We start from the raw sequence: 20,824 nt of genomic DNA, 5'->3' as shown, positions 1-20,824 counted from the left end.
ATGGTCACGCTTTGAGCGAAATCATCTTTCCAGCTCTTCCGGAGTATTGATATTGGTAAACGCGGCGCGTTGTGCGCTGAAATCCACCGCCTGTGCGCCGTTTTGCTGCATAAACTGCAAGATGCGGCGGTGTCCCTGCTGCAAAAAGTCCTCCAGTTTGTCTTTTAACGCAACGGCAAGCAGACAGCAGGTGGGATGTGCGCGCTCGCCGTCGTGCGCATAGGCGGCGAAAACATGCGATTTTTCCACCGCACTTTGCAGCGTTGCCCGTAGGTTGAGCGGAAGAAAGGGCGTATCGCAGGGCGCGAAAAGCACAAAATCCGTTTTTGCCCGTTCCAGCGCGCTCAGCATACCGCTCAGCGGCCCTTGGAAATCCGGCAGTCGATCGGCAAATACCGGCAACCCGGCGGCGGCATAGCGCGCCTGATTGCGGTTGGCGTTAAGGGCGATTTCGCCGACCTGCGCGGACAGCCGCCGGTAAACGTGCATAAACAACGGTTCGCCGCGAAAAAGTTGCAGCCCTTTGTCTGCGCCGCCCATGCGTTTGGCCTGTCCGCCGGCTAAAATTACCGCACTAATTGTGATCGCCATGTTTTATTCTGCCCTTAATTCAAGTATGATTGACGGGATTTTGCACATAATAAGGAAAACTTTATGAAATGTCATCGTTTGAATGAAGTGTTGGAACTTTTACAACCCTATTGGTCTAACGATCCGGATTTGCACTTAATCCAGATTCTGCAGAAAATCGCCGCTGAAGCCGGCTTTGATAAGCCCGTTTCAGAGCTGACCGACGAGGTGATTATTTATCATCTGAAAATGTACGGCAAGGATAAAAATGAACCCATTCCGGGGATCAAAAAAGATTATGAAGCAGATTTTAAAACCGCGCTGTTAAAGGCGCGTGGCATTATTAAATAAGGACGTTACAGTATGAAAAAATTTCTTTTTGCATGTATTTCATTTCTCTTTATCACCAATGCGCAGGCACTGGATTTAACGGAAGGCAAACAATATATTGAGCTGGATACCGCGCGTTCGCTGCAACCGGAAGTGGTGGAGTTTTTCTCTTTTTACTGCCCGCACTGTTATTCCTTCGAAATGGAATACGGCATTCCGCAAAAAGTGAAGGCGGCGTTGCCGGAAGGCACCAAGTTTAAACAATATCATGTCAGCTTCCTCGGTTTTCAATCGGATAACCTGACCCGCGCCTGGGCGCTGGCAATGGCGCTGGGCGTGGAAGATAAAGTGAAAGCGCCGTTATTCGAGGCCGCTCAAAAAGCGGTGGCCGACAGAGATCAGTCCGCACCTTCGCCGGATGCGGTGCGCAAAATCTTTTTGGCTAATGGTGTTACGGCGGAACAGTTTGACGGCGGAATCAACAGTTTTGCGGTAAACGGGCTGGTGAATCAGCAGGTTAAGCTGGCGGAAAAATTGCAGGTACACGGCGTGCCGGATTTTTATGTTAACGGCAAATTCCGCGTCAATCCGGAAGGGCTGACCCGCAGTGCGGACGGTTTCGTGCAGGACTATGTGGAAACGGTCAAGGGCCTGCTGCAAAAATAACAAAAAAATTGCAAAAGCGGTAAAAAATTGGTTTAATGCCTGCCGATTTTACTACTGATTATTTGAGGATATTATGGCTGAAAGTTTTAGCGTCACCCGTCGTTTCTTTGACGACAAGCATTACCCGCGCGGTTTTGCACGCCACGGTGATTACACCATTAAAGAATCTCAGGCACTGGAACAGTACGGGCAGGCGTTTAAAGCCTTGGAGCTGGGCGAACGCAAACCGGTGACCGAAGAAGAAAAAGCCTTTGTGGCGTTCTGTCAGGGTAAACGTGCGGCGGAAACCTTCTTTGAAAAGACCTGGTATAAATACCGCTCGCGCGTTTCCAGTACGAAACGGGTATATACCTTATCCGGCGTGGTGGGCGCGGATAATCTGGACGATTTTTCCGCGGAATAATAAGGATCGCGTTATTCAGATGAAAGGGCTTGATGATTTCAAGCCTTTTGTTTTTATGTTAGCAACCGTGAACAAAGCTCATGCAAAATTTACCGATTGAAGGATACGCCGCGCAGCTGGCGGAAAAACACAAAAAACTGACCGCACTTCTGGCGCCTTTCGGCGCGCCCGACATTCAGGTGTTTGATTCACCGCCGCAGCATTACCGCATGCGCGCGGAATTCAGAGTCTGGCATGAGAACGACGATCTGTATCACATTATGTTTGACCCGCAGACCCGGCGCCGTTGCCGCATCGACAGCTTTCCCGTCGCGTCCCGTTTGATCAACCGGATGATGCAATCGCTGCTGCCGCGCTTAAAAGCCAGCGAGGTGCTGCGCCGGCGTCTGTTTCAGATTGATTATCTCAGCACGTTGAGCGATAAAATTATCGTCAGCCTGCTGTATCACAAAATCTTGGATCAAACGTGGCTACAGGCGGCGCAAGACCTGAAAGCGGATTTGCAGCAGCAAGGGTTTGCGCTTGAACTGATCGGGCGCGCCAGCAAGCAGAAACTCTGTTTGGCGCAGGATTTTGTCGACGAAGTGCTGACGGTAAACGGAAAAAATTATATTTATCGGCAGGTGGAAAACAGCTTCACTCAGCCGAACGCGGCGGTAAACTGCAAAATGCTGCACTGGGCGCAGGCCTGTACGCAGGGCAGTCAGGGCGATTTGCTCGAATTGTATTGCGGCAACGGCAATTTTTCCATCGCGCTGGCGCACAATTTCCGCAAAGTGCTGGCGACGGAAATCGCCAAGCCTTCGGTCGCCGCGGCACAGTTTAATATTGCGGCCAACAAAATTGATAATTTGCAGATTATCCGTATGTCGGCGGAAGAATTCACCCAAGCGATGAACGGGGTACGCGAGTTTAACCGTTTACGCGGCATTGATCTGCGCGAGTACCAATGCGATACCCTGTTGGTGGATCCGCCGCGCGCCGGGCTGGATGCCGATACGCTGAACATGGTCAGCCGGTATGCGCGCATTTTGTATATTTCCTGCAACCCGCACAGTCTGTGCGATAATTTGCAGACCTTATGCCGCACGCACCGAATTGAAAAAGCGGCGCTGTTCGATCAATTCCCTTATACGGAACATATGGAAAGCGGTGTATGGCTGATCAGAAAATAGCGATTCAGTTGCTGTGCGAAACGGAAACGCGCGAAAATTTCACCGCACTTTGCGCCGCGCAAGGCCTGAACCATGACCCGTCGGCGACGCTGGCATTGGTGCAGTGCGAGGTCAACGGCGAGGCGTGTTTGGTATTGCGCAAACTGGATGATGCGAAGTTAGGCGCGGTTTATGTGGATTTTGTCGGTGGCGCGCTGGCGCACCGGCGTAAATTCGGCGGCGGGCGCGGCGAAGCCATCGCTAAAGCCATCGGGATTAAGCACGCTGAAATACCGACGGTACTTGACGCCACCGCAGGTCTGGGGCGCGATGCTTTTGTGCTGGCTTCGCTCGGCTGTCGGGTGCGTTTGGTGGAGCGGCATCCGGTGGTGTATTTATTATTGCAGGACGGCTTGCGGCGGGCTTATGCGGATGCGGAAATCGGCGCCATGATGCGACGGAATATGCGCTTACTGCCGGTTCGTCATATCGCGCAATTAGATCCCGCCACGGAATTTGCCGATGCGGTTTATTTGGATCCGATGTATCCGCATAAACCGAAAAGCGCACTGGTGAAAAAGGAAATGCGCCTTTTTCAGCAGCTGATCGGCGCCGATGCCGATGCCGATCAACTGCTGGTGCCGGCCTTGCGGTTGGCGCGTAAACGGGTGGTGGTGAAACGCCCTGATTATGCCGCTTTTCTTGCGCAAAAAGCACCGCACTTTAGCCGCGAAACCAAAAACCACCGCTTCGATATTTACCTGCCTCAAATAGGCTAATCTAACGAGCGAACGGCTTAGGACGGTGAGAAAAGTGCGGTAAAAATGTTATGTGTTTTAGATAAGATGTATCAGAGAAAACGGCGGATAAATTTCCGCCGTTTTGGTTCGTCGCTTACAGGCTGAACGGTTGAATATAAGGCAGTTTGCCTTTTTTCAGCATTTCTTCGATACCGCTGCGGTGATCATTGCCCAAGCCGCGCAGCTCAAAGGTGAAGCCGATGCCGTGATCGTATAAGACTTCGTCATCGGTCTGGTTGGTACGGCTGGTGACATAGCGTCTTACGCCGACGCCGATAGCCCAGCAGCAGGCGTTATACTGTACGCCGAGGTATTGTTCCACCGGTTTTTTCAGCGCCAGATCCTGATAGTAACGCCCGACCACCGCCCAGTTGTCGGTAACTTCCCACGCGGCGACGATGCCAAGCTGTTTGATATCCTGATTATAGCGGTTAATGCTGGAAGTCAGGTTTTGGTCGATATATTCCTGACTGGCGTAACGGTAGTTCAACTGAACCAGATTATTCCCCTGCGGATTGAATTCCAGCGTGGTATTGGCCAGTGACGTCTGGTTCAGACTGGTGTCGTATTGATAACTGCCGCGCCAGTTCCACTGCGGGCTAATGCGCCAGTTGGATTCTAGCGCCCAGGAGGAGGACGAACCGTGCGTGCTGTTTTGCGGATCATCGTCGATACGGGAGTCGCGGATATAGTAGATTTGCCCCAATGACAGATTAAAGCGCTCGTTGGCCTGCTCGTCATAAAAACGGGTGGTGCCGCCCACGGTGAACTGGTTGGCGGAGGCAATTCGGTCTAAGCCGCTGTAACGCCGGTCGCGGAATAGCGAATAGTAATCCTGTTGCAGCAACACGGAGTCGTAACCGAAACCCAGATATTGAGAATTCAGCTGCGAACCGATATTGCTTTGATCTTTATACGGGCGGTATAAATACTGCACCCGCGGTTCGATGGTCTGCGTGTAGCCGTCGATAAAACTCTGGTGGCTTGCCAGCAGGGTTTGCAGATCCACCTTCACCTGTGGCAGAACCCGGTTGATCGATTTCTGCACCTCTTCCGCATCGCGGTCACTGCCTTTCGTTTGGTTGTAATGGGTGGCGTACAGTTTGGTTTCGATATTCAGGCTGCCGTATTTATTCGACAGCGGTAAGGTTAAACTCGGTTCCGCATGGAAACGCCAGGCTTTCGGCATCAGTGTGCTGTCATTTTCAAAGCGTACCGCTTGGGAAAACAGTTTGAAATCCAGTAAGCCGCCCGCTAGATCGTTTTTGTAATAATTAAAATCAATTTGCGGTAATGCGCGGTAAGGGCCGATACTGGCTTCATCAAAAACCTGGAACTGTTTTGCGGAAATGGAAAAATTATAGTTCGGCTGATAATAGGTGACGCGCGCGGTTTGATCAGCATAACCGTCGGTGCTGCTGCCGTAATCCGAATCGAAATCGTTAAAATAGCGTTTATCGCTGACGCGGGTGTAATTGACGTTCAGGCGCCAGTCTTGCAGAAAGCGGGAATTATGTTGCCAATGGAATAAATGACGGGAGCGGTTATCGTCGGTGAAATCTTCATAACGGTCGTCGCCCAAATATTCGCCGGCGATTTTGCCTTCGCCGAGCGCGGTCAGATAGCGGAATTCTCCGTTCATCTGCCAGCCGCGGTGCGACATATATTTCGGCGTGAGAGTAGCATCAAAGTTCGGCGCAATATTCCAATACACCGGCTGCGAATACCAGTATCCGTCGCGGCTTGAACTGCCGGCGTTCGGAATTAACAAACCGGAACGGCGGCGATCGCCGATCGGCAGCTGCAAATAAGGGGTATAGAAAATCGGTACGCCCTGCACCTTAAAGCGTGCATGCCACATTTCCACATATTCTTCTTTAATATGTTGACGCATTTCGCTGGCGTCAATCGCCCAAGCGTTATCATTCGGCAGACAGGTGGTAAAAGTCGCATTTTTCATTAAACGGTAATCGCTGCGCAACTCCACCTGTTCGGCTTTTCCGCGCCCCTGACGGTCAACCAGCTGATAATCGGCGTTTTCAATGTCGCTGTCTTTGGTATTGAGGTGAATTTTGGCGTTGTCGCCGGTCAGATTGATTAAATTGTCTTTATAGTCGAATCCGCCTTTGGCATAAGCGTAGCGCTGAACGTTCTCACCCTCGCCGGACTGGCGGACTTCCGCGATACGGGATTGCAGATGACGGTTGCCCTGTTTAATATCCACGCCGCCTTCATAGCGCGCGCTGGTCGGCTGATTCAGCTCGGCGCGATCCGCTTCGATATAAACCGGTTGATCATTAGGATCGCCCGTAATGACATCACCGCTGAAATGCGGTACGCCGATCAAACATTGTTGTTGTAAATCCGCCCGGCTTTGCGTGCTGTAGAAGGCGGTCAGAACAGACAGAGAAAGTAAAGTATAATAATGTCTTTTCATCGGTTAACCGTTTATCTGTGACGTAAAATTTGCTTGATTATAAAGAAAATCCGCTCAAAAAGCATGTTATTTATGTTTCCACCGGCAGCCGTTGATGTGATCGTCCACCAATCCCATGGATTGCATAAAGGCATAACAGGTGGTCTCGCCGACAAATACAAAACCTTTTTTCTTCAGCGCTTTGGACATTAATGCCGAGGTCGGCGTTTTGGCCGGGATGCTGTCCGGCGTCGGCCGGTCGTTGATTTGCGGCTGATGATTGACAAACGACCAAATAAAATCGCTGAAATTTTCACCGCACTTTTCCATCGCCAGATAGGCATGGGCATTTTTAACGATGGCCTGCAGTTTGGCGCGATGGCGGATAAGACCCGGATTTAACATCAGACGGTCGATATCCTGTTCGCCCATGGCGGCGATTTTATGCGGATCAAAATGATAAAAGGCCTGACGATAATGTTCACGTTTTTTCAGCACCGTAATCCAGGACAGCCCGGCCTGTTGTCCTTCCAGACACAGTTTTTCAAATAATTTCACGCTGTCGTATTGCGGTTTTCCCCATTCCTGATCGTGATAATCAATATAAATCTGTGCGCTTTCGCACCATGAACAACGTGTTGTCATATTGTTACTCCAAATACTGTGATTGAGATCACGGTTATTTTTACCGGCTTCGCCTATGATAAGCGCCCTGAAAAGATACCGGCATTTGCCTATTGCTATTAAAGCCAAAATATCCGTTTCTTCATAACGAAGATATGCTATTGTATTCGCCTACGACATAGAATGAAACCGTAATAAATAAAAGAGGAAAAATTATGACAACACAATTAGACGCTCTGCGCGGTATGACCGTGGTGGTTGCCGATACCGGCGATATCGATGCGATTAAACAATACCAACCGCAGGATGCCACCACCAATCCGTCCTTAATTTTAAGCGCTTCCGCCCTGCCGCAATACGCCGCGCTGATTGACGAGGCGATTGCTTACGCCAAAACGCAAAGCCAGGACCGCGCGCAGCAACTGATTGATGCGGAAGACAAACTGGCGGTCAATATCGGGCTGGAAATTCTGAAAATCGTGCCGGGACGCGTTTCTACCGAAGTGGACGCCCGCCTGTCTTATGACACCGAAGCCACAGTGGCGAAAGCACGCAAGTTAATCAAACTGTACAACGACGCCGGCATTGCCAACGAGCGGATTTTAATTAAAATCGCCTCCACTTGGCAGGGTATTCGTGCGGCGGAAATTCTGGAACAAGAAGGGATTAATTGTAATCTGACCTTATTATTCTCCCAGGCGCAGGCGCGCGCCTGTGCGGAAGCGGGGGTCTATCTGATTTCACCGTTTGTCGGCCGTATTCTGGACTGGTATAAAGCGCACGGCGAGAAAAAAGACTATGCGCCGGCGGAAGACCCGGGCGTGATTTCCGTCACCAATATTTACAATTATTATAAACAGCATGGCTATCAGACCGTAGTGATGGGCGCAAGTTTCCGTAATGTGGGCGAAATCACCGAACTGGCCGGCTGCGACCGGCTGACCATTGCACCGCCGTTATTAAAAGCCTTGCAGGAAAATCAGACCGCACTTGCGCGTAAACTGACATTCAACGGCCAGGTACAGGCCAAACCGCAGCCGTTAAGCGAAAGCGAATTCTACTGGCAGCACAACAGCGACTCCATGGCGGTGGACAAACTGGCGGAAGGCATCCGTAAATTCGCCGCCGACCAAGAAAAACTGGAAGCAATGCTGGCGGCGAGATTCTGATCAAACATGTGGTAAAGTGCGGTGAAAATTCACCGCATTTTTGATGCCGCCTACTCCATTTGAGGCAGAAAGCGCTTGACTATTTTATCTGATTGCTTAAGATTAGCACGATTTTACTCAAATCGTATTAATTGTAATCGCTGTATGCAAGACAGCTTATTCTTTTTTTTCTTATCAAAATCGGAGCATCTATGTCAGGTTTATTCGTTCAGACCGATCCGGCTCGTCGCCGTTACGGGTTAGCCGTATTTGTCGGTATCATTGCAGGACTGGTTTCTGCCTTTGTTAAATGGGGTGCGGAACATCCGTTCCCGCCACGCAGTCCGAAAGATTTATTTACGGCGGCCTGCCCACAGCCTGTTTTGGACGCGTTAAATTCCGCCGCGGATCAGGTTGCCGCACAAGCGGCCGCGCTGGAGCAATGTTCGCGCGCCTTTTTAAATCCGCCGCATGTTTTTCTGCGTGATTATATCGGTATTGATCCGACTCAGGCGGTATTTACGTTTGCCGATTACGGATTCGACTGGATCGGCGTTACCCATATTACCTTCTCGTTAGTGTTCGCTATCGGTTATTGTTTGGTTGCCGAACGTTTCCCTAAAATTAAATTCTGGCAGGGTATCGGCGCCGGTCTTATCGCCAATCTGTGCGTGCACTACATTTCATTCCCGGCATTAGGTTTGACCCCGCCGGTATCAGAATGGCCGTGGTATGAACACGTGTCGGAATTAGTCGGTCATATTTTCTGGTTCTGGACCATTGAGGTGATTCGTCGTGACCTGCGTAACCGCATTACGCACGAACCGGATGCCGAAGTGCCGTTGACTCAGCAATTCCGTTAATCGGTCAACTCATTTACACACTTAAAAGCCCGAATCATTCGGGCTTTTGTGTTTTTATGCAAAGTGGGCAAGTAGCGCTAAAGAGTATCGTGTACCGGCCAAATAATCCAGCACGGCCTGCGTCACCAGCGGGTTGCGTTCGGCCTGTCCCGGCTGTCGGATATAATGCTGAAATTCATCAAACGTCAGCCAGCGTCCGCCGGCGATATCCGGATCGGAAGGGGTGATCTCCGCCTGTTCCGGCAGTTCGACCGCAAAGACAAAACGTAAATAATCGGTATTGCTGCGCGGAGCGTGCCATTGATAAATTTTTATCAGGGTTTGCATTTCGGCGCGGATGCCGGTTTCTTCAAATAATTCCCGTTTGGCGCCCTCAAGAATGGTTTCTCCTTTTTCCAAATGACCGGCCGGTTGGTTTAAGGTCATCTTGCCGTATTCGAATTCCTCCACAAACAGGAATTTGCCGTCGCAATGGACGATACAGGCCATGGTGATATTCGGTTTGTGCATATTTACTTCCTTAATTTTAATGAATCGTATAATCGGATAAGTTCCGTTTGCGTTAATAGGCGGTAATTGCCGCTCGGCAGATCATGCAGCGTAAACCGCGACAGGCGGCAGCGGATTAAACGCAGAGTGGGAAACCCGATATGCGCCGTCATTCTGCGCACCTGACGGTTTCTGCCTTCGCAGATTGTAATTTCCAGCCAGCCGGTCGGAATCTGTTTGCGCTGACGAATCGGCGGCGTGCGCGGCCATAACGTTTCCGGCTCGTCAATCAAGCGCACGTTTGCCGGTAATGTCATGCCGTCTTTTAATAGGACGCCCTGCCGCAGGCGCTCCAAATCCCGCTCGCCGGGAATGCCTTCCACCTGTACCCAATAGGTTTTTTCCGTTTTATAGTGCGGATCCGACAGACGATGCTGAAGCAGCCCGTTATTGGTTAACAGCACTAATCCTTCGCTGTCGCGATCTAAACGCCCGGCGGGATACACTCCGGCAACCGGAATAAAATCTTTCAGGGTTTTGCGCCGGTTTTCATCGGTAAACTGGGTCAGCACGTCAAAAGGTTTGTTGAATAAGATGACGGTAGTTCGGGCAAAATTCGGTGCGGTCGGTTTTTTGCGGACAATTTGCACCGCACTTTTTTTGCGTGCGTTGACGGATTTTGATTTATTGCCGCTTGCAAGAATTTTAGGCTTCATATATGTTAGTGGCTACCGTTTTATGCGGGATAGGAAACGCGTGTTCGTTTTTTTCATTATACTAACATAACATACGGCAAAATAAGGAAGAAATCAGCTATGCAAACAACACAATCGAAAGTGATCATTCCGGCAGGTGAGCAAATCCGACTGGACGCTAACGGCGCATTGCATGTGCCGGATAATCCGATTATTCCGTTTATTGAAGGCGACGGGATCGGGGTTGACGTCACCCCGGCGATGCGCACGGTCATTGATGCCGCGGTGCAAAAAGCCTATGGCGGGCGGCGTAAAATCGCTTGGATGGAAATTTATGCCGGCGGCAAGGCGAACGCGCTATACGGCGCGGACACTTGGCTGCCTGATGAAACGCTGACCTTTATCCGCGATTATCATGTAGCGATTAAAGGCCCGCTGATGACGCCGGTCGGCGGCGGAATCCGCTCGTTGAATGTGGCGATGCGTCAGGGGCTGGATTTATATAATTGCCTGCGCCCGATTCGTTACTACGAAGGCACGCCGAGTCCGGTCAAGCATCCGGAGCTGGTGGATATGGTGATTTTCCGCGAAAATTCGGAAGATATTTATGCCGGCGTGGAATGGAAAGCCGGCTCGCCGGAAGCCGATAAAATGATCGCGTTCCTGCAACAGGAAATGGGCGTGAGCAAAATCCGCTTTACGCAGGATTGCGGTATCGGCATTAAACCGGTGTCCAAGCAGGGAACCCAGCGCTTAGTGCGCGCCGCGTTGCAGTATGTGATCGACAACGATCGTCAATCCCTCACCCTGGTACACAAAGGGAACATTATGAAGTTTACCGAAGGGGCGTTTAAAGAATGGGGCTACGAGGTGGCGAAGGAATTCGGCGCGCAGCTTATTGACAACGGGCCTTGGATGACGCTTACCAACCCGAAAACCGGGCGCGAAATTATCATTAAAGACTGCATTGCCGATGCCTTTTTGCAGGAAGTGCTGCTGCATCCGACGGATTACGATGTGATTGCCACCCTGAACCTGAACGGCGATTATATTTCCGACGCATTGGCGGCGCAGGTCGGTGGTATCGGCATTGCGCCGGGCGCGAATATCGGCGCGGAGGCCGCCATTTTCGAAGCGACTCACGGCACCGCGCCGAAAATCGCCGGTCAGAATAAAGGCAATCCGGGCTCGCTGATTCTCAGCGGTGAAATGATGTTGCGCCATTTAGGCTGGTCGGAAGCGGCCGATTTAGTGGTGAACGCGGTGTCAAAAACTATCGCCGATAAAACCGTCACCTTCGATTTCGCCGACATGCTGCCGGGCGCAACCCTGCGCACCACCTCCGAATTCGCACAGGATATCGTCGCCAATATGGCATTGTGATAAACGCGGTAAAGTGCGGTGATTTTTACCGCACTTTTCGTTGAGCTAGCCGTTTTGAATTTCCGCCTGTTCCAGCACGACCCGCTGCAAAACCGTTGCGCCCGCTTCAATATCCTCCCAGCGGGTAAATTCCTGCGGATTATGACTGATGCCGTTTTTCGACGGGACAAAAATCATCCCCGTTGGGCATAATTTTGCCATGTGCATGGCGTCATGGCCTGCGCCGCTCGGCATAATTTCATACGCATAGCCCAGCGTTTCCGTCACCTGCCGGATATGCTGTATGAGCGGCTCCGCCAACAGTACGGGCGGATCGCTGGAAATCAGCTGTAGGGTGATAGTCAGCCCTCGTTTTTCGGCGATGCGTTCCATCTCCTGCTGCAAGGTATTAAACACCGATTCTCTGGCCGGTGTATGAATGCCGCGGATATCGACCAATAATTCCGCTCTTCCCGGCACCACGTTCATTACGCCCGGTTTGGCGGTCAAATTGCCTACCGTGGCGACTGTGCCGTGACCGGCACGGATGGCGGCCTGTTCCAGCGCCAGCGCCAATTCCGCGCCGCCTAATAACGCATCATGACGATAATGCATTGCGGTGGCGCCGGAATGATCGGCCCGGCCTTCAATCCGCACGATACAGCGAATAGGCGCGGCGATACCGCTGACGATACCGATCGTTTTCCCTTCGTTTTCCAAACGCGGCCCTTGCTCGATATGCAGCTCAAAAAAACATTTGAATTCGTTGCCGCTGCGCTTGGCCTGAGAAATACGCGTAAAATCCAAGCCGATCTCCGCCAGCGCCTCCGGCAGCCCGATGCCCTGTTTATCGCGTAAGGTGCTTAGCGCCACTTGATTGGCGACGCCGCACAGGACTTTACTGCCTAAGGTCGCATAGTTAAAGCGGCTGGATTCTTCACAGGCAAAAATAATCAGCTCAAGGGGATAACGGGTTTGTAATTTTTGTTCGCAGGCGTGAAATAAAATATCCAATCCTGCCGCCACGCCCAGCGGCCCGTCAAATTTACCCGCATTGATCACGGTATCAATATGCGAGCCGAACGCCACTGCCGGCAGATCGTCGGTTAACCCCGCTTTGCGGATAACCACATTGCCGATGGCATCGGTGCTCACCTGTAGATCGTATTCTTTACACAGATCAATCAGATAAGCACGGGCTATGGCGTCTTCCCGGCTGAATGCCAGGCGGGTCAGGTTGTCCGGCGCGGAAGAAATGGCGGCGAGTTTTTCAATGATTGTTTGAATGCGGGATAAATTGACGGACATCGTGTTCTCCTTTGTGACGTTAAATATAGTGGCGTTAACAGAAAACAATGGCTTAAATTATAAGCAGATCGACATAAGAAACATAGCCCCACGCGGATTTAAACGCAAAATAAAATCCCCGCTTTGCATGGGGATTTTTGTTGCCGTATTTAGTCAAACTCAGACCAAAAGTGCGGTGAAAATTGATAACATTTTTTTCGTTTTTAAAATCTCGCCGCCAGCATTGCTTCCAGTTTTTCCTGGTCGGCGGCGAATTTACGGATGCCTTCCGCCAGTTTGTCCACCGCCATGGCGTCGCTGTTGTGCTGCCAGTAGAATTCGCTTTCGCTTAACGGTTGCGGTTTGGCCTGTACCTGACTGTTGAATGTCAGTTTACGCGCAAGTGCGGTCTGATTTTCCTGCAAGGCTTTTAATAACGGCGGTGCAATGGTCAGACGGTCGCAGCCGGCCAGTTCGATGATTTCGCCTACATTACGGAAACTTGCGCCCATTACTACGGTCTGATAGCCGTGCTGTTTGTAGTAATTGTAAATATTGGTGACGGAAATTACGCCCGGGTCTTCCGCCGGCGCATAGTCTTTTTTCTCGCCGTGCGCTTTATACCAGTCCAGAATACGGCCGACAAACGGTGAAATCAGATAGACCCCCGCTTCCGCACAGGCGCGCGCCTGCGCCTGGGAGAATAATAAGGTCAGATTACAGTTAATTCCTTCTTGTTCCAGAATTTCCGCCGCGCGGATACCCTGCCAGGTGGAGGCGATTTTAATTAAAATCCGCTCGTTGGCAATGCCGGCGTCGTTATACAGTTTGATTAACTTGCGTGCTTTCGCCACTGTGGCGTCAGTGTCATAAGACAGGCGGGCATCCACTTCGGTGGAAACGCGTCCCGGCACGATTTTGAGGATTTCCAGCCCGATATTGACCGCCAGTTTGTCTTCCGCATCAATCAGTTGCTGCGCGCGGTCTTGGCTTTGCGCTTTGGCGTAAGCAATCGCCTCGTCAATCAGCGCGGCGTATTGCGGCAGGGCGGAAGCGCTTAAAATTAAGGACGGATTGGTGGTGGCATCCTGCGGTTGGTATTGTTTAATCGCATCGATATCACCGGTATCGGCAACCACCACGGTCATGCCGCGCAGAGCGTCTAATTGTGTTGTCATAGGTTTTTCTCCCAATGTGTTTTAAATTGATAAATATGAATAAGGTGTTTATTCCCGGCATTCAGGCACCGGCGTTTTCAACGCTTTCCGGGCAAAGAATAAATCAATATTGTCGACCACCAAGCGCCCCATTGCCGTGCGGGTGGACAGTGTTGCGCTGCCGATATGCGGGGTGACGACAACCCTGTCATTATGCAACAGCGCCGGCGGAACATGCGGTTCGTCGGCGAAAACATCCAGCCCGGCACCGGCAATAATGTGGTTTTCAATGGCGTGCACCAAGGCTTGCTCATCCACAACACTGCCCCGGGCGATATTAATGAGAATCCCCTTATTACCCAGCGCCTGCAAAATATCGGCGTTTACTATGTGTTTGGTGGTTTTTCCGCCGGACAGGCACAGCATTAAAACATCGCTCTGCCGCGCTAATGCGCTTAAATCGGCATAGTAGGTATAGGGCGAATCGGGCACCTGTTCCAGCGAGAAATAGCCGATTTGCATGTTAAACGCCGTCGCTCTTTTGGCGACCGCCTGACCGACACGGCCGAAGCCGACGATGCCCAGACGGCTGCCGCTGACTTTGGTGGCGAGCGGATAAGGCTGTTTGCCCCACTGTTGATTTTCGATAAAACGCTGCGCCGCCACGATTCGACGCGCCGTTGCCAGCATAAGCGCCATGCCTAAATCCGCTACGTCATCGGTTAATACGTCCGGGGTGTGCGTGACTTTTACTCCTTTTGCCAACGCCGCCGGCATATCCACGCCGTCGTATCCGACCCCGAAAACGGCAATCAGCTTTAAGTGCGGTAGTTTTTCAATCAGATTTGCCGGCACGCTGGACTCGCCGCTTGCCAGTATAACCTGCACTGTTTCGGCGACCTCAGCGAATTGCGCGGCGGTCATGGTCTCATAGGCAAGGACGGTATAGTCGGCCGACAGCATATCCACCACCAGTTCAGGGACTTTTTCCACTTTTAATATCGGGGGATTTGTCATACTTAATTACCTCTAAAGTGCGGTTAATGCCGCATTAAGAAAATGTCGGCATTGTTTTTCATGCTGCCAAAGATCGTCGGTTTCCGTGGTTCGGACTTCGACGGCAACCGTCAGTTCATCAAATACGCTTGGGATGGTTAATTGTTGCGCCGCCGTTAAAATCGGTATCACCGTCTCTTCGGTGAGAAAACCGGGCGCGCCCAATGGCATGTGAAAATCGCCGTACAGCGGATCATCGCAATTTAACACGGCGTTAGACAAATGTAATTGAGAAATAAAAGGCGCGGCGGTTTGTAACGATTCGATCATATCTTCCCGATTCAACGCGGTATGCGCGCTGTCCCAGGCAATATATAAATTCGGACATTCGTTGCGGAACTGTTGAATCCAGTCGACGGTATCGCCGGTTAAACCGATTAACTGTTTTTTGTGCGCAAAACAGTCTAACGGTTCGATTTGTAATACCATCCGGAATTGTTTGGTTTCCTGACTGAGTTCTATCAGCGAATCCGCCAGGCATTTTTTCGCCTCATGTTGTAAACGGGCATCGGCCGGCTTTGCACCGCTGACGATCGACAGCTTACCGGTGCCCGTTTCCGCCGCCAGATGAACGAGTTGTTTGGCCCGTCGGACGGATTTTTTTCGCAGTGCGGGGTCTAAGCTGGCTAAATTCAGATTGTCTTTCAATAATTCGAAGGTCATCCATTGCACGATGTTCAGGTGATGCTGTTCCGCAAGCTGTCGGAGGCGGCGGATGACAGGCGGCTGGGTGAGCATGCCGAGTTCGATTGTGCGGTAAAAATCGAACGTAATGATGTTATTGACGATATCCAGCACATTCCGTTCGTTCGTCATTAACGGAAAAAAGAGTTCCGGAATCAGTAACGAGGGCGATAAAACGGTTTTTTGCATATGGCCTCCTAGGCTTGCGCGTTCGCCGAACACGGCACTTTATTAAAATTAATGCACAGCGTTCCCAAAATATAACAGCCCGCACAAATGCCAAAATAGGTTAAGACACCAGCGAAACTGCCGGTATATTCAAGAATAACGCCGACTAAAATCGGCACCAGAATACCGGCGCAACTGTTCGCCATATTCATAAAGCCGCCGACGATCCCGACCCGGTCTTTTGGCGCCAGAATTGCCGGAAAACTCCAGTATAAGCTGCCGAACATCATAAAGAATGCGGCGATGCCGAGCAGCCATACGGCGGTTGACGGATCCGAGGTTGACGGCAGCATTAAGAACACGGTCAAGCCGACGATGCCGGACAGGGATAATAAACTTTTCAGCGCAATATTATGGCTAATGCCCCTTTTGACCAGAAAATCGACGAAGAAGCCGCTGAATAAGCAGCCCAGCGTGCCCAGAATAAAAATTAAAAATGTCGAATTGCCGATGCTTTTGAGATCCAATCCCTGTGCCTGAGCAAGGTAATTCGGCCCCCAGGTTAATAAGCCCCAATATACCATGCCCCAGGAGGCGCGGCCGAGCATAATGGCGGTCATGGTAAACCAAGAAATGCCGATGCCTTTTGTCGGCTTGTTGTCAGCGCCGGTGCCGGATACTTTATTGCCCGCCTCAATGTGAGCCAGTTCCGCACGGTTTACGCGATGATGTTCGCTCGGTTTGTCGCGCAGTATCCACCAGGACAGAATGCCTAACGACATGGTAAACAACCCGACCACAATAAACGCAAGGCGCCAGGAATCAAATAAAATGATTAAATGGGCGACGATAATACCGCCTAAGGCTACGCCTAAAGGGCTGCCGGAATCCATAATCACCGCGCCGCGTCCCCGTTCCGAGGAGGTTAACCAGGCGGAGCTGAGTTTCGCCCCGCTCGGTGAAATCGGACTTTCCGTCGCGCCTAATCCGATTCTGGCCAGAATCATGGAAATACCGCCGGTCGCCAGACCGATAATCGCCTGAAAAAAGCCCCAGCCCACAAGAGAACCGGTAATCACTTTGCGCGGCCCGTACCGATCCAGCAGCCAGCCGCCCGGTACTTGCAGCAAGGCGTACGACCAAAAGAAACTGCTCAAAATCAGTCCTTGCATAACGGGCGAAAGATTAAACTCTTCTTTGATATACGGCATGCCGATGGACAAGGTGATTCGGTCCATCAGATTGACCGCCATCAGAAAAAACATCACGCCGAAAATGATCCAACGGAAATAAGTCGGTTTTTCAGTTGTTGCAGGTTCGTTCATCATTCACTCCTTATCAGTATGAAAGGGTCAATTAATCGCCGGCGAAAGCGCGTTGACTGCGTCGATATGGCACGCTAGTGCGCCGCTTGTTGAGGTGCGGTCATTTGTTTGACCATTTCCGCATACACGACATGCACGATATCTGCGCCCAGGATGATTTGATACTGATCGGTAATGGAAAATAATCCTTTCACTGCCTTGAGTTTTTCAATGCCGGATTTATCCATTTTGCCGTCGTTTTTCAACACGACCCGCAACCGGGTCGCACAATGGGTCAACGCCACGATATTGTCTTGCCCGCCTAACAGGGCGATTAATTGCTTGGCGGTGGCGGTCAATTCGCAGGCTTGCGGTGCTGCGTCGGTTTTTCCTTCGGATAGGGTGTGCAACGCATCCCGGATTAGGGCGTAGAATTTATCGGCATCCCAGGCGCTGCGGCCAACAAATAACCCGTCGATATGCGGTTTTACAATCAGTTTATTGGCATTTTCCGGATTGACGCTGCCGCCGTACAGCACCGGAATGTCACGGCCGTTTGCGCCGAATAATTCAAATAAACACTGTTTGATCACGGCGTGTTTTGCATCGGCATATTCGGCGCTGGCTGGAACCCCATTGTTACCGATCGCCCATACCGGTTCATAGGCGATCCAAAGTTTGTCCAGCTGATGCGGCTGAATGCCGTGCAGACCGATTTTTAATTGCATGCGCAATATTTCATCGGAAATGGCATAGTTTTTTTGCTCCCGCGTTTCGCCGACACAAAGCAACGTGGTAAAGCCGTGCTTTAATGCGGCAATCACCTTTTCGTTTTCTTCCTGATCGGTTTCTTTCATAATATGCCGCCGTTCGGAATGCCCGATCATAACCAGCTGGGTATTGATTTCTTTCAGCATAAGCGGGGAAATATCCCCGGTAAACTGCCCGCTGTCATTGGCGTTGAGATTTTGCGCGCCGATGGTGATTTTGCGGCGCATGTGTTCGGACGCCATCAGGGTGGTGGCGTCTTTGAGCGTGGTATAAGAGGGAATCACGAATAATTCGATGTCATAGTGCGACGGCAATTGTTCCGCCAGATGAGAAAGTGCGGTCAAATAATTCACCGTTTCCGCATTACCTTTGTACATTTTTAAATTGGTACCGAAATAAATTTTTTTATTTTTCATGGCTTATTCCTTATTTTTGATTAACACCCGGCAAGGCGAACCGTCGGCATTGTCGATGGCGATAGGTATCATTAACGCATCAACCGTCCGACCGGTAATTTTTCGGGTGTTGCACAGATATTCGACCAGCGTGATGCCCTTTTGCAATAAATGATGATGGGTGACATGTTTGCTCAGCGGCTTTTCCATGGTACCGCTGAGCCAGCCGCGGATCGGGTAATCCTGTGGGAAATCGAAGGCGATAATGGTTAAACCTTTGTCGGCCAGATAGGCCGCGCCGTCGGCGGTAATATAGGGCGCATTGCCCCAGAATTGGGTTGAATTGTAGCTGTAATGGGTATCCCAACAGGTTTTGAAAATAATTTTGCTGACCGGCTCGGCGGGAAAGATGGCATCCAGAACCTGTGCCGTGATGGCAAAATTATCGGTTATTTGAGCGGATAAATCCAAAACATGAAATTCGCCGATATAGGTTTCGATCGGAATATCCAAAATAGTGTAGCCGTCTTGTTGAATATGGCTTAAGGCGTCCATATGGGTGAAAGCATGACAGGAAACCTGTAATTGCGTGGCTTCGAATAAATCGCCTTGGGCAAAACAGCCTTTTTTCGTGATATCGGCATGCCAGCGAATGTGATCGGCGCAAATCGGCATGCTGAGGTCAATCCACTTATTCATCATTTTTCTCCTTACGGGAACAGCAGATTTGGCAACCAGGTGCTGAATTCAGGGACTAAAATTAACAGGATCAACAGCGCGAACAGCGACAGTAAAAACGGCAGGCTTTCTTTTAATACCCGCATCGGTTCGCATTCGGCAATGTTGGCAGAGAGAAAAATTAAATAGCCCACCGGCGGGGTGACCAACCCAATCATCAGATTTAACACGATCACCAGACCGAAATGCACGGGGTGGATACCGAACTGATTGACGATCGGCATAAATACCGGCACCAGAATGGTCAGTGCCGCGGTCGGATCCATAATCATGCCGATAAACAGCACGATGACGTTAATCAGAATCAGCGCTTCCAGCGGGCTGTCGCACACGGCGGATACCCATAACGCGACCTGATGACTGATTTGTAAACGGGCGATCAGCCAAGCGAAAATGGAGGACGCGCCGACAATCAGCATCACGGTGATGGTGCCTTTCAGCGAAGAAAACAGGGCTTTTTTCAGCAGTTCGATACTCAGCTCTTTATACACGAAAGTGCCGACCAGATAGGCATAAACTACCGAGACCGCTCCCGCTTCCGTAGCGGTGAAAATGCCGGAAATAATGCCGTACAGAATAATGATCGGACAAAGTAACGCCCACAGCGCATCTTTGGCGCTTGCTTTTACTTCCTGCCAGTCAAACGGCGTGGCCGGATTGCCGTATTTATAGATTTTGCTTAGTACGAACGTCACCAAAATCAGGGTTAATGCGATCATGATGCCGGGAATAATGCCCGACATAAACATTTTGCCCACCGACACACCGGCGCCGGCCAGGGCGGCAAACACAATCATCGGCACACTGGGCGGAATAATCGGGCCGATAATCGAGGCGGACTGCGTCAGTGCGGCGGAAAAATCCGCCGGATAGCCGTTTTTTTTCATCGCCGGAATTAAGGAACTGCCGATCGCCGCGGTTGATGCCACCGCCGAACCGCTGATGGAGCCGAAAAACAGGCTGGAAAAAATATTGATATAGGCAAGGGAGCCTTTCCAGCGTCCGATTAATGCGGTGACAAAACGGATAATGCGGGTGGTGATGCCGCCGACGCTCATTAACTCGCCGGCCAGGAAGAAGAATGCCAGCGCCTGTAGCGCATTGGTATCCAGCCCCTGCATGACCTGTTGCGCCACAATGGTGATCGGAATGGTCGGCAGGAAATAAAATAAGGTGACGATTGAGGCGAAGATAATACTGTAAAACAGCGGCAGACCTAACACCGTCAGGACGAACATTACGCCGAGCAAGACAATAAATGACATTATAATTCCCTCACTTTATGCGTTTTAACCAAGGACACCGAGGCGATAACGATTCTGATCATCTCCAAAGACAGGCAGATGATAAACGGAATATATACCCAGGCTTTTGAGATTTTGAACGCCGAATAATAGCTTTTCAGGTTCATCGAATAGACTTTGATACCGCCTTTGATTAATAAAAACAGGCAAATCAGCATGATGATGTAAAGCAGAGAAGATAATAACCAGCCGTATTTAAATTTCTCAAAGATCATAATTCTCAACAGCGGAACCTGTATTTGCGTGGTGGTTAATATGCCGAACAGAATCATCCAGGTGTAGCAGAAGCGGAGAAATTCCTCCGCCCATGGAAAGGAAATGTTCACCACATACCGAGTGATGACCTGGATAAATGTCATGACGACAATAACGAGAAAAAAGACGCACCCCAATGATAAAAAGGTTTTGTTGATGAATTTTTCATATTGCTCGATCATAAT

General features: G+C 50.7%; 22 protein-coding genes. 8 read left to right on the top strand and 14 right to left on the bottom strand.

The window, feature by feature from the left end; all coding sequences use genetic code 11:
- Window positions 1-21: 21 nt before the first annotated feature.
- Window positions 22-591, bottom strand: coding sequence for a molybdenum cofactor guanylyltransferase MobA (gene mobA / locus ACESOH_RS02885; RefSeq protein ID WP_373099558.1), 570 nt, complete (start codon window positions 589-591; stop codon window positions 22-24).
- A 63-nt stretch (window positions 592-654) separates the two neighbouring features.
- On the opposite strand from mobA, the gene ACESOH_RS02880 reads away from it, so the two are divergent.
- From ACESOH_RS02880 to ACESOH_RS02860, 5 genes are all read left to right on the top strand, one after another.
- Complete coding sequence (locus tag ACESOH_RS02880; protein WP_373099557.1) at window positions 655-921, top strand: YihD family protein; 267 nt, start codon at window positions 655-657, stop codon at window positions 919-921.
- 12 nt (window positions 922-933) lie between these two features.
- Window positions 934-1,566 (top strand): thiol:disulfide interchange protein DsbA, encoded by a 633-nt coding sequence (gene dsbA, locus ACESOH_RS02875; protein ID WP_032093101.1) that lies wholly within the window; start codon window positions 934-936, stop codon window positions 1,564-1,566.
- Window positions 1,567-1,639: 73 nt separating this feature from the next.
- Entirely contained in the window at window positions 1,640-1,969 is a 330-nt protein-coding gene (locus tag ACESOH_RS02870; protein ID WP_032093100.1) for a MaoP family protein, read from the top strand.
- An 80-nt stretch (window positions 1,970-2,049) separates the two neighbouring features.
- Entirely contained in the window at window positions 2,050-3,144 is a 1,095-nt protein-coding gene (gene trmA, locus ACESOH_RS02865; RefSeq protein ID WP_373099555.1) for a tRNA (uridine(54)-C5)-methyltransferase TrmA, read from the top strand.
- Window positions 3,126-3,902 carry a class I SAM-dependent methyltransferase gene (locus ACESOH_RS02860; RefSeq protein ID WP_373099553.1) on the top strand — a complete coding sequence of 259 codons (777 nt, stop codon included), beginning with the start codon at window positions 3,126-3,128 and terminating at the stop codon, window positions 3,900-3,902. Before trmA ends, ACESOH_RS02860 begins: the two co-directional genes overlap by 19 nt.
- Window positions 3,903-4,017: 115 nt before the next feature.
- Here ACESOH_RS02860 and lptD read toward each other — a convergent pair whose 3' ends face one another.
- Together lptD and ACESOH_RS02850 are read right to left on the bottom strand one after the other, a co-directional pair.
- Window positions 4,018-6,360 (bottom strand): LPS assembly protein LptD, encoded by a 2,343-nt coding sequence (gene lptD, locus ACESOH_RS02855; RefSeq protein WP_373099551.1) that lies wholly within the window; start codon window positions 6,358-6,360, stop codon window positions 4,018-4,020.
- 66 nt (window positions 6,361-6,426) lie between these two features.
- Entirely contained in the window at window positions 6,427-6,984 is a 558-nt protein-coding gene (locus ACESOH_RS02850; protein WP_373099550.1) for a DNA-3-methyladenine glycosylase I, read from the bottom strand.
- A gap of 194 nt (window positions 6,985-7,178) precedes the next feature.
- Between ACESOH_RS02850 and tal (ACESOH_RS02845) the strand changes: the two genes are divergently transcribed.
- Both tal (ACESOH_RS02845) and ACESOH_RS02840 read left to right on the top strand, forming a co-directional pair.
- The gene (tal, locus tag ACESOH_RS02845; RefSeq protein ID WP_373099549.1) at window positions 7,179-8,132 is read left to right on the top strand and encodes a transaldolase; all 954 of its coding nucleotides are present in this window, start codon (window positions 7,179-7,181) and stop codon (window positions 8,130-8,132) included.
- 191 nt (window positions 8,133-8,323) lie between these two features.
- Window positions 8,324-8,974 (top strand): YagU family protein, encoded by a 651-nt coding sequence (locus tag ACESOH_RS02840; RefSeq protein ID WP_032093095.1) that lies wholly within the window; start codon window positions 8,324-8,326, stop codon window positions 8,972-8,974.
- 54 nt (window positions 8,975-9,028) lie between these two features.
- On the opposite strand, the gene ACESOH_RS02835 is transcribed toward ACESOH_RS02840, so the two are convergent.
- Together ACESOH_RS02835 and ACESOH_RS02830 are read right to left on the bottom strand one after the other, a co-directional pair.
- Entirely contained in the window at window positions 9,029-9,484 is a 456-nt protein-coding gene (locus ACESOH_RS02835; protein ID WP_373099548.1) for an NUDIX domain-containing protein, read from the bottom strand.
- Between the two features lie 2 nt (window positions 9,485-9,486).
- Window positions 9,487-10,179 carry a pseudouridine synthase gene (locus ACESOH_RS02830; protein ID WP_373099547.1) on the bottom strand — a complete coding sequence of 231 codons (693 nt, stop codon included), beginning with the start codon at window positions 10,177-10,179 and terminating at the stop codon, window positions 9,487-9,489.
- Between the two features lie 99 nt (window positions 10,180-10,278).
- On the opposite strand from ACESOH_RS02830, the gene icd reads away from it, so the two are divergent.
- On the top strand, window positions 10,279-11,541 hold the full coding sequence (icd, locus tag ACESOH_RS02825; protein ID WP_373099545.1) for an NADP-dependent isocitrate dehydrogenase: 1,263 nt from the start codon (window positions 10,279-10,281) through the stop codon (window positions 11,539-11,541).
- 45 nt (window positions 11,542-11,586) lie between these two features.
- Here the strand turns inward: icd and ACESOH_RS02820 are convergent, their stop codons facing one another.
- The 9 genes from ACESOH_RS02820 to ACESOH_RS02780 form a co-directional block, all read right to left on the bottom strand.
- The gene (locus ACESOH_RS02820; RefSeq protein WP_373099544.1) at window positions 11,587-12,828 is read right to left on the bottom strand and encodes a Zn-dependent hydrolase; all 1,242 of its coding nucleotides are present in this window, start codon (window positions 12,826-12,828) and stop codon (window positions 11,587-11,589) included.
- Between the two features lie 203 nt (window positions 12,829-13,031).
- Complete coding sequence (gene tal, locus ACESOH_RS02815; RefSeq protein ID WP_373099542.1) at window positions 13,032-13,985, bottom strand: transaldolase; 954 nt, start codon at window positions 13,983-13,985, stop codon at window positions 13,032-13,034.
- Window positions 13,986-14,033: 48 nt separating this feature from the next.
- Entirely contained in the window at window positions 14,034-14,981 is a 948-nt protein-coding gene (locus ACESOH_RS02810) for a 2-hydroxyacid dehydrogenase (protein ID WP_373099541.1), read from the bottom strand.
- Window positions 14,982-14,993: 12 nt separating this feature from the next.
- The gene (locus ACESOH_RS02805; protein ID WP_373099540.1) at window positions 14,994-15,893 is read right to left on the bottom strand and encodes a sugar phosphate isomerase/epimerase family protein; all 900 of its coding nucleotides are present in this window, start codon (window positions 15,891-15,893) and stop codon (window positions 14,994-14,996) included.
- 8 nt (window positions 15,894-15,901) lie between these two features.
- Window positions 15,902-17,200 carry an MFS transporter gene (locus ACESOH_RS02800; RefSeq protein ID WP_373099539.1) on the bottom strand — a complete coding sequence of 433 codons (1,299 nt, stop codon included), beginning with the start codon at window positions 17,198-17,200 and terminating at the stop codon, window positions 15,902-15,904.
- A 71-nt stretch (window positions 17,201-17,271) separates the two neighbouring features.
- Window positions 17,272-18,363, bottom strand: coding sequence for a triose-phosphate isomerase (gene tpiA / locus ACESOH_RS02795; RefSeq protein WP_373099538.1), 1,092 nt, complete (start codon window positions 18,361-18,363; stop codon window positions 17,272-17,274).
- A 3-nt stretch (window positions 18,364-18,366) separates the two neighbouring features.
- Window positions 18,367-19,041 carry a cyclase family protein gene (locus ACESOH_RS02790; RefSeq protein WP_373099537.1) on the bottom strand — a complete coding sequence of 225 codons (675 nt, stop codon included), beginning with the start codon at window positions 19,039-19,041 and terminating at the stop codon, window positions 18,367-18,369.
- An 11-nt stretch (window positions 19,042-19,052) separates the two neighbouring features.
- Window positions 19,053-20,345 (bottom strand): TRAP transporter large permease, encoded by a 1,293-nt coding sequence (locus tag ACESOH_RS02785; protein WP_032093086.1) that lies wholly within the window; start codon window positions 20,343-20,345, stop codon window positions 19,053-19,055.
- Complete coding sequence (locus ACESOH_RS02780) at window positions 20,345-20,821, bottom strand: TRAP transporter small permease (RefSeq protein ID WP_032093085.1); 477 nt, start codon at window positions 20,819-20,821, stop codon at window positions 20,345-20,347. The genes ACESOH_RS02785 and ACESOH_RS02780 overlap by 1 nt, the downstream gene beginning before the upstream one ends.
- Window positions 20,822-20,824 lie beyond the last annotated feature (3 nt).

Source organism: Necropsobacter rosorum (assembly GCF_964241405.1).
Lineage (GTDB): Bacteria > Pseudomonadota > Gammaproteobacteria > Enterobacterales > Pasteurellaceae > Necropsobacter > Necropsobacter rosorum.
The sequence above is the reverse complement of the archived record's forward strand: the minus strand, read 5'-3'. Positions and strand labels throughout refer to the sequence as shown.

Bases quoted from the DNA above. Each gene is read 5' to 3' on its own strand.
- mobA (WP_373099558.1), bottom strand. From the start codon at position 591: ATGGCGATCACAATTAGTGCGGTAATTTTAGCCGGCGGACAGGCCAAA.
- ACESOH_RS02880 (WP_373099557.1), top strand. From the start codon at position 655: ATGAAATGTCATCGTTTGAATGAAGTGTTGGAACTTTTACAACCCTAT.
- dsbA (WP_032093101.1), top strand. From the start codon at position 934: ATGAAAAAATTTCTTTTTGCATGTATTTCATTTCTCTTTATCACCAAT.
- ACESOH_RS02870 (WP_032093100.1), top strand. From the start codon at position 1,640: ATGGCTGAAAGTTTTAGCGTCACCCGTCGTTTCTTTGACGACAAGCAT.
- trmA (WP_373099555.1), top strand. From the start codon at position 2,050: ATGCAAAATTTACCGATTGAAGGATACGCCGCGCAGCTGGCGGAAAAA.
- ACESOH_RS02860 (WP_373099553.1), top strand. From the start codon at position 3,126: ATGGCTGATCAGAAAATAGCGATTCAGTTGCTGTGCGAAACGGAAACG.
- lptD (WP_373099551.1), bottom strand. From the start codon at position 6,360: ATGAAAAGACATTATTATACTTTACTTTCTCTGTCTGTTCTGACCGCC.
- ACESOH_RS02850 (WP_373099550.1), bottom strand. From the start codon at position 6,984: ATGACAACACGTTGTTCATGGTGCGAAAGCGCACAGATTTATATTGAT.
- tal (WP_373099549.1), top strand. From the start codon at position 7,179: ATGACAACACAATTAGACGCTCTGCGCGGTATGACCGTGGTGGTTGCC.
- ACESOH_RS02840 (WP_032093095.1), top strand. From the start codon at position 8,324: ATGTCAGGTTTATTCGTTCAGACCGATCCGGCTCGTCGCCGTTACGGG.
- ACESOH_RS02835 (WP_373099548.1), bottom strand. From the start codon at position 9,484: ATGCACAAACCGAATATCACCATGGCCTGTATCGTCCATTGCGACGGC.
- ACESOH_RS02830 (WP_373099547.1), bottom strand. From the start codon at position 10,179: ATGAAGCCTAAAATTCTTGCAAGCGGCAATAAATCAAAATCCGTCAAC.
- icd (WP_373099545.1), top strand. From the start codon at position 10,279: ATGCAAACAACACAATCGAAAGTGATCATTCCGGCAGGTGAGCAAATC.
- ACESOH_RS02820 (WP_373099544.1), bottom strand. From the start codon at position 12,828: ATGTCCGTCAATTTATCCCGCATTCAAACAATCATTGAAAAACTCGCC.
- tal (WP_373099542.1), bottom strand. From the start codon at position 13,985: ATGACAACACAATTAGACGCTCTGCGCGGCATGACCGTGGTGGTTGCC.
- ACESOH_RS02810 (WP_373099541.1), bottom strand. From the start codon at position 14,981: ATGACAAATCCCCCGATATTAAAAGTGGAAAAAGTCCCTGAACTGGTG.
- ACESOH_RS02805 (WP_373099540.1), bottom strand. From the start codon at position 15,893: ATGCAAAAAACCGTTTTATCGCCCTCGTTACTGATTCCGGAACTCTTT.
- ACESOH_RS02800 (WP_373099539.1), bottom strand. From the start codon at position 17,200: ATGATGAACGAACCTGCAACAACTGAAAAACCGACTTATTTCCGTTGG.
- tpiA (WP_373099538.1), bottom strand. From the start codon at position 18,363: ATGAAAAATAAAAAAATTTATTTCGGTACCAATTTAAAAATGTACAAA.
- ACESOH_RS02790 (WP_373099537.1), bottom strand. From the start codon at position 19,041: ATGAATAAGTGGATTGACCTCAGCATGCCGATTTGCGCCGATCACATT.
- ACESOH_RS02785 (WP_032093086.1), bottom strand. From the start codon at position 20,345: ATGTCATTTATTGTCTTGCTCGGCGTAATGTTCGTCCTGACGGTGTTA.
- ACESOH_RS02780 (WP_032093085.1), bottom strand. From the start codon at position 20,821: ATGATCGAGCAATATGAAAAATTCATCAACAAAACCTTTTTATCATTG.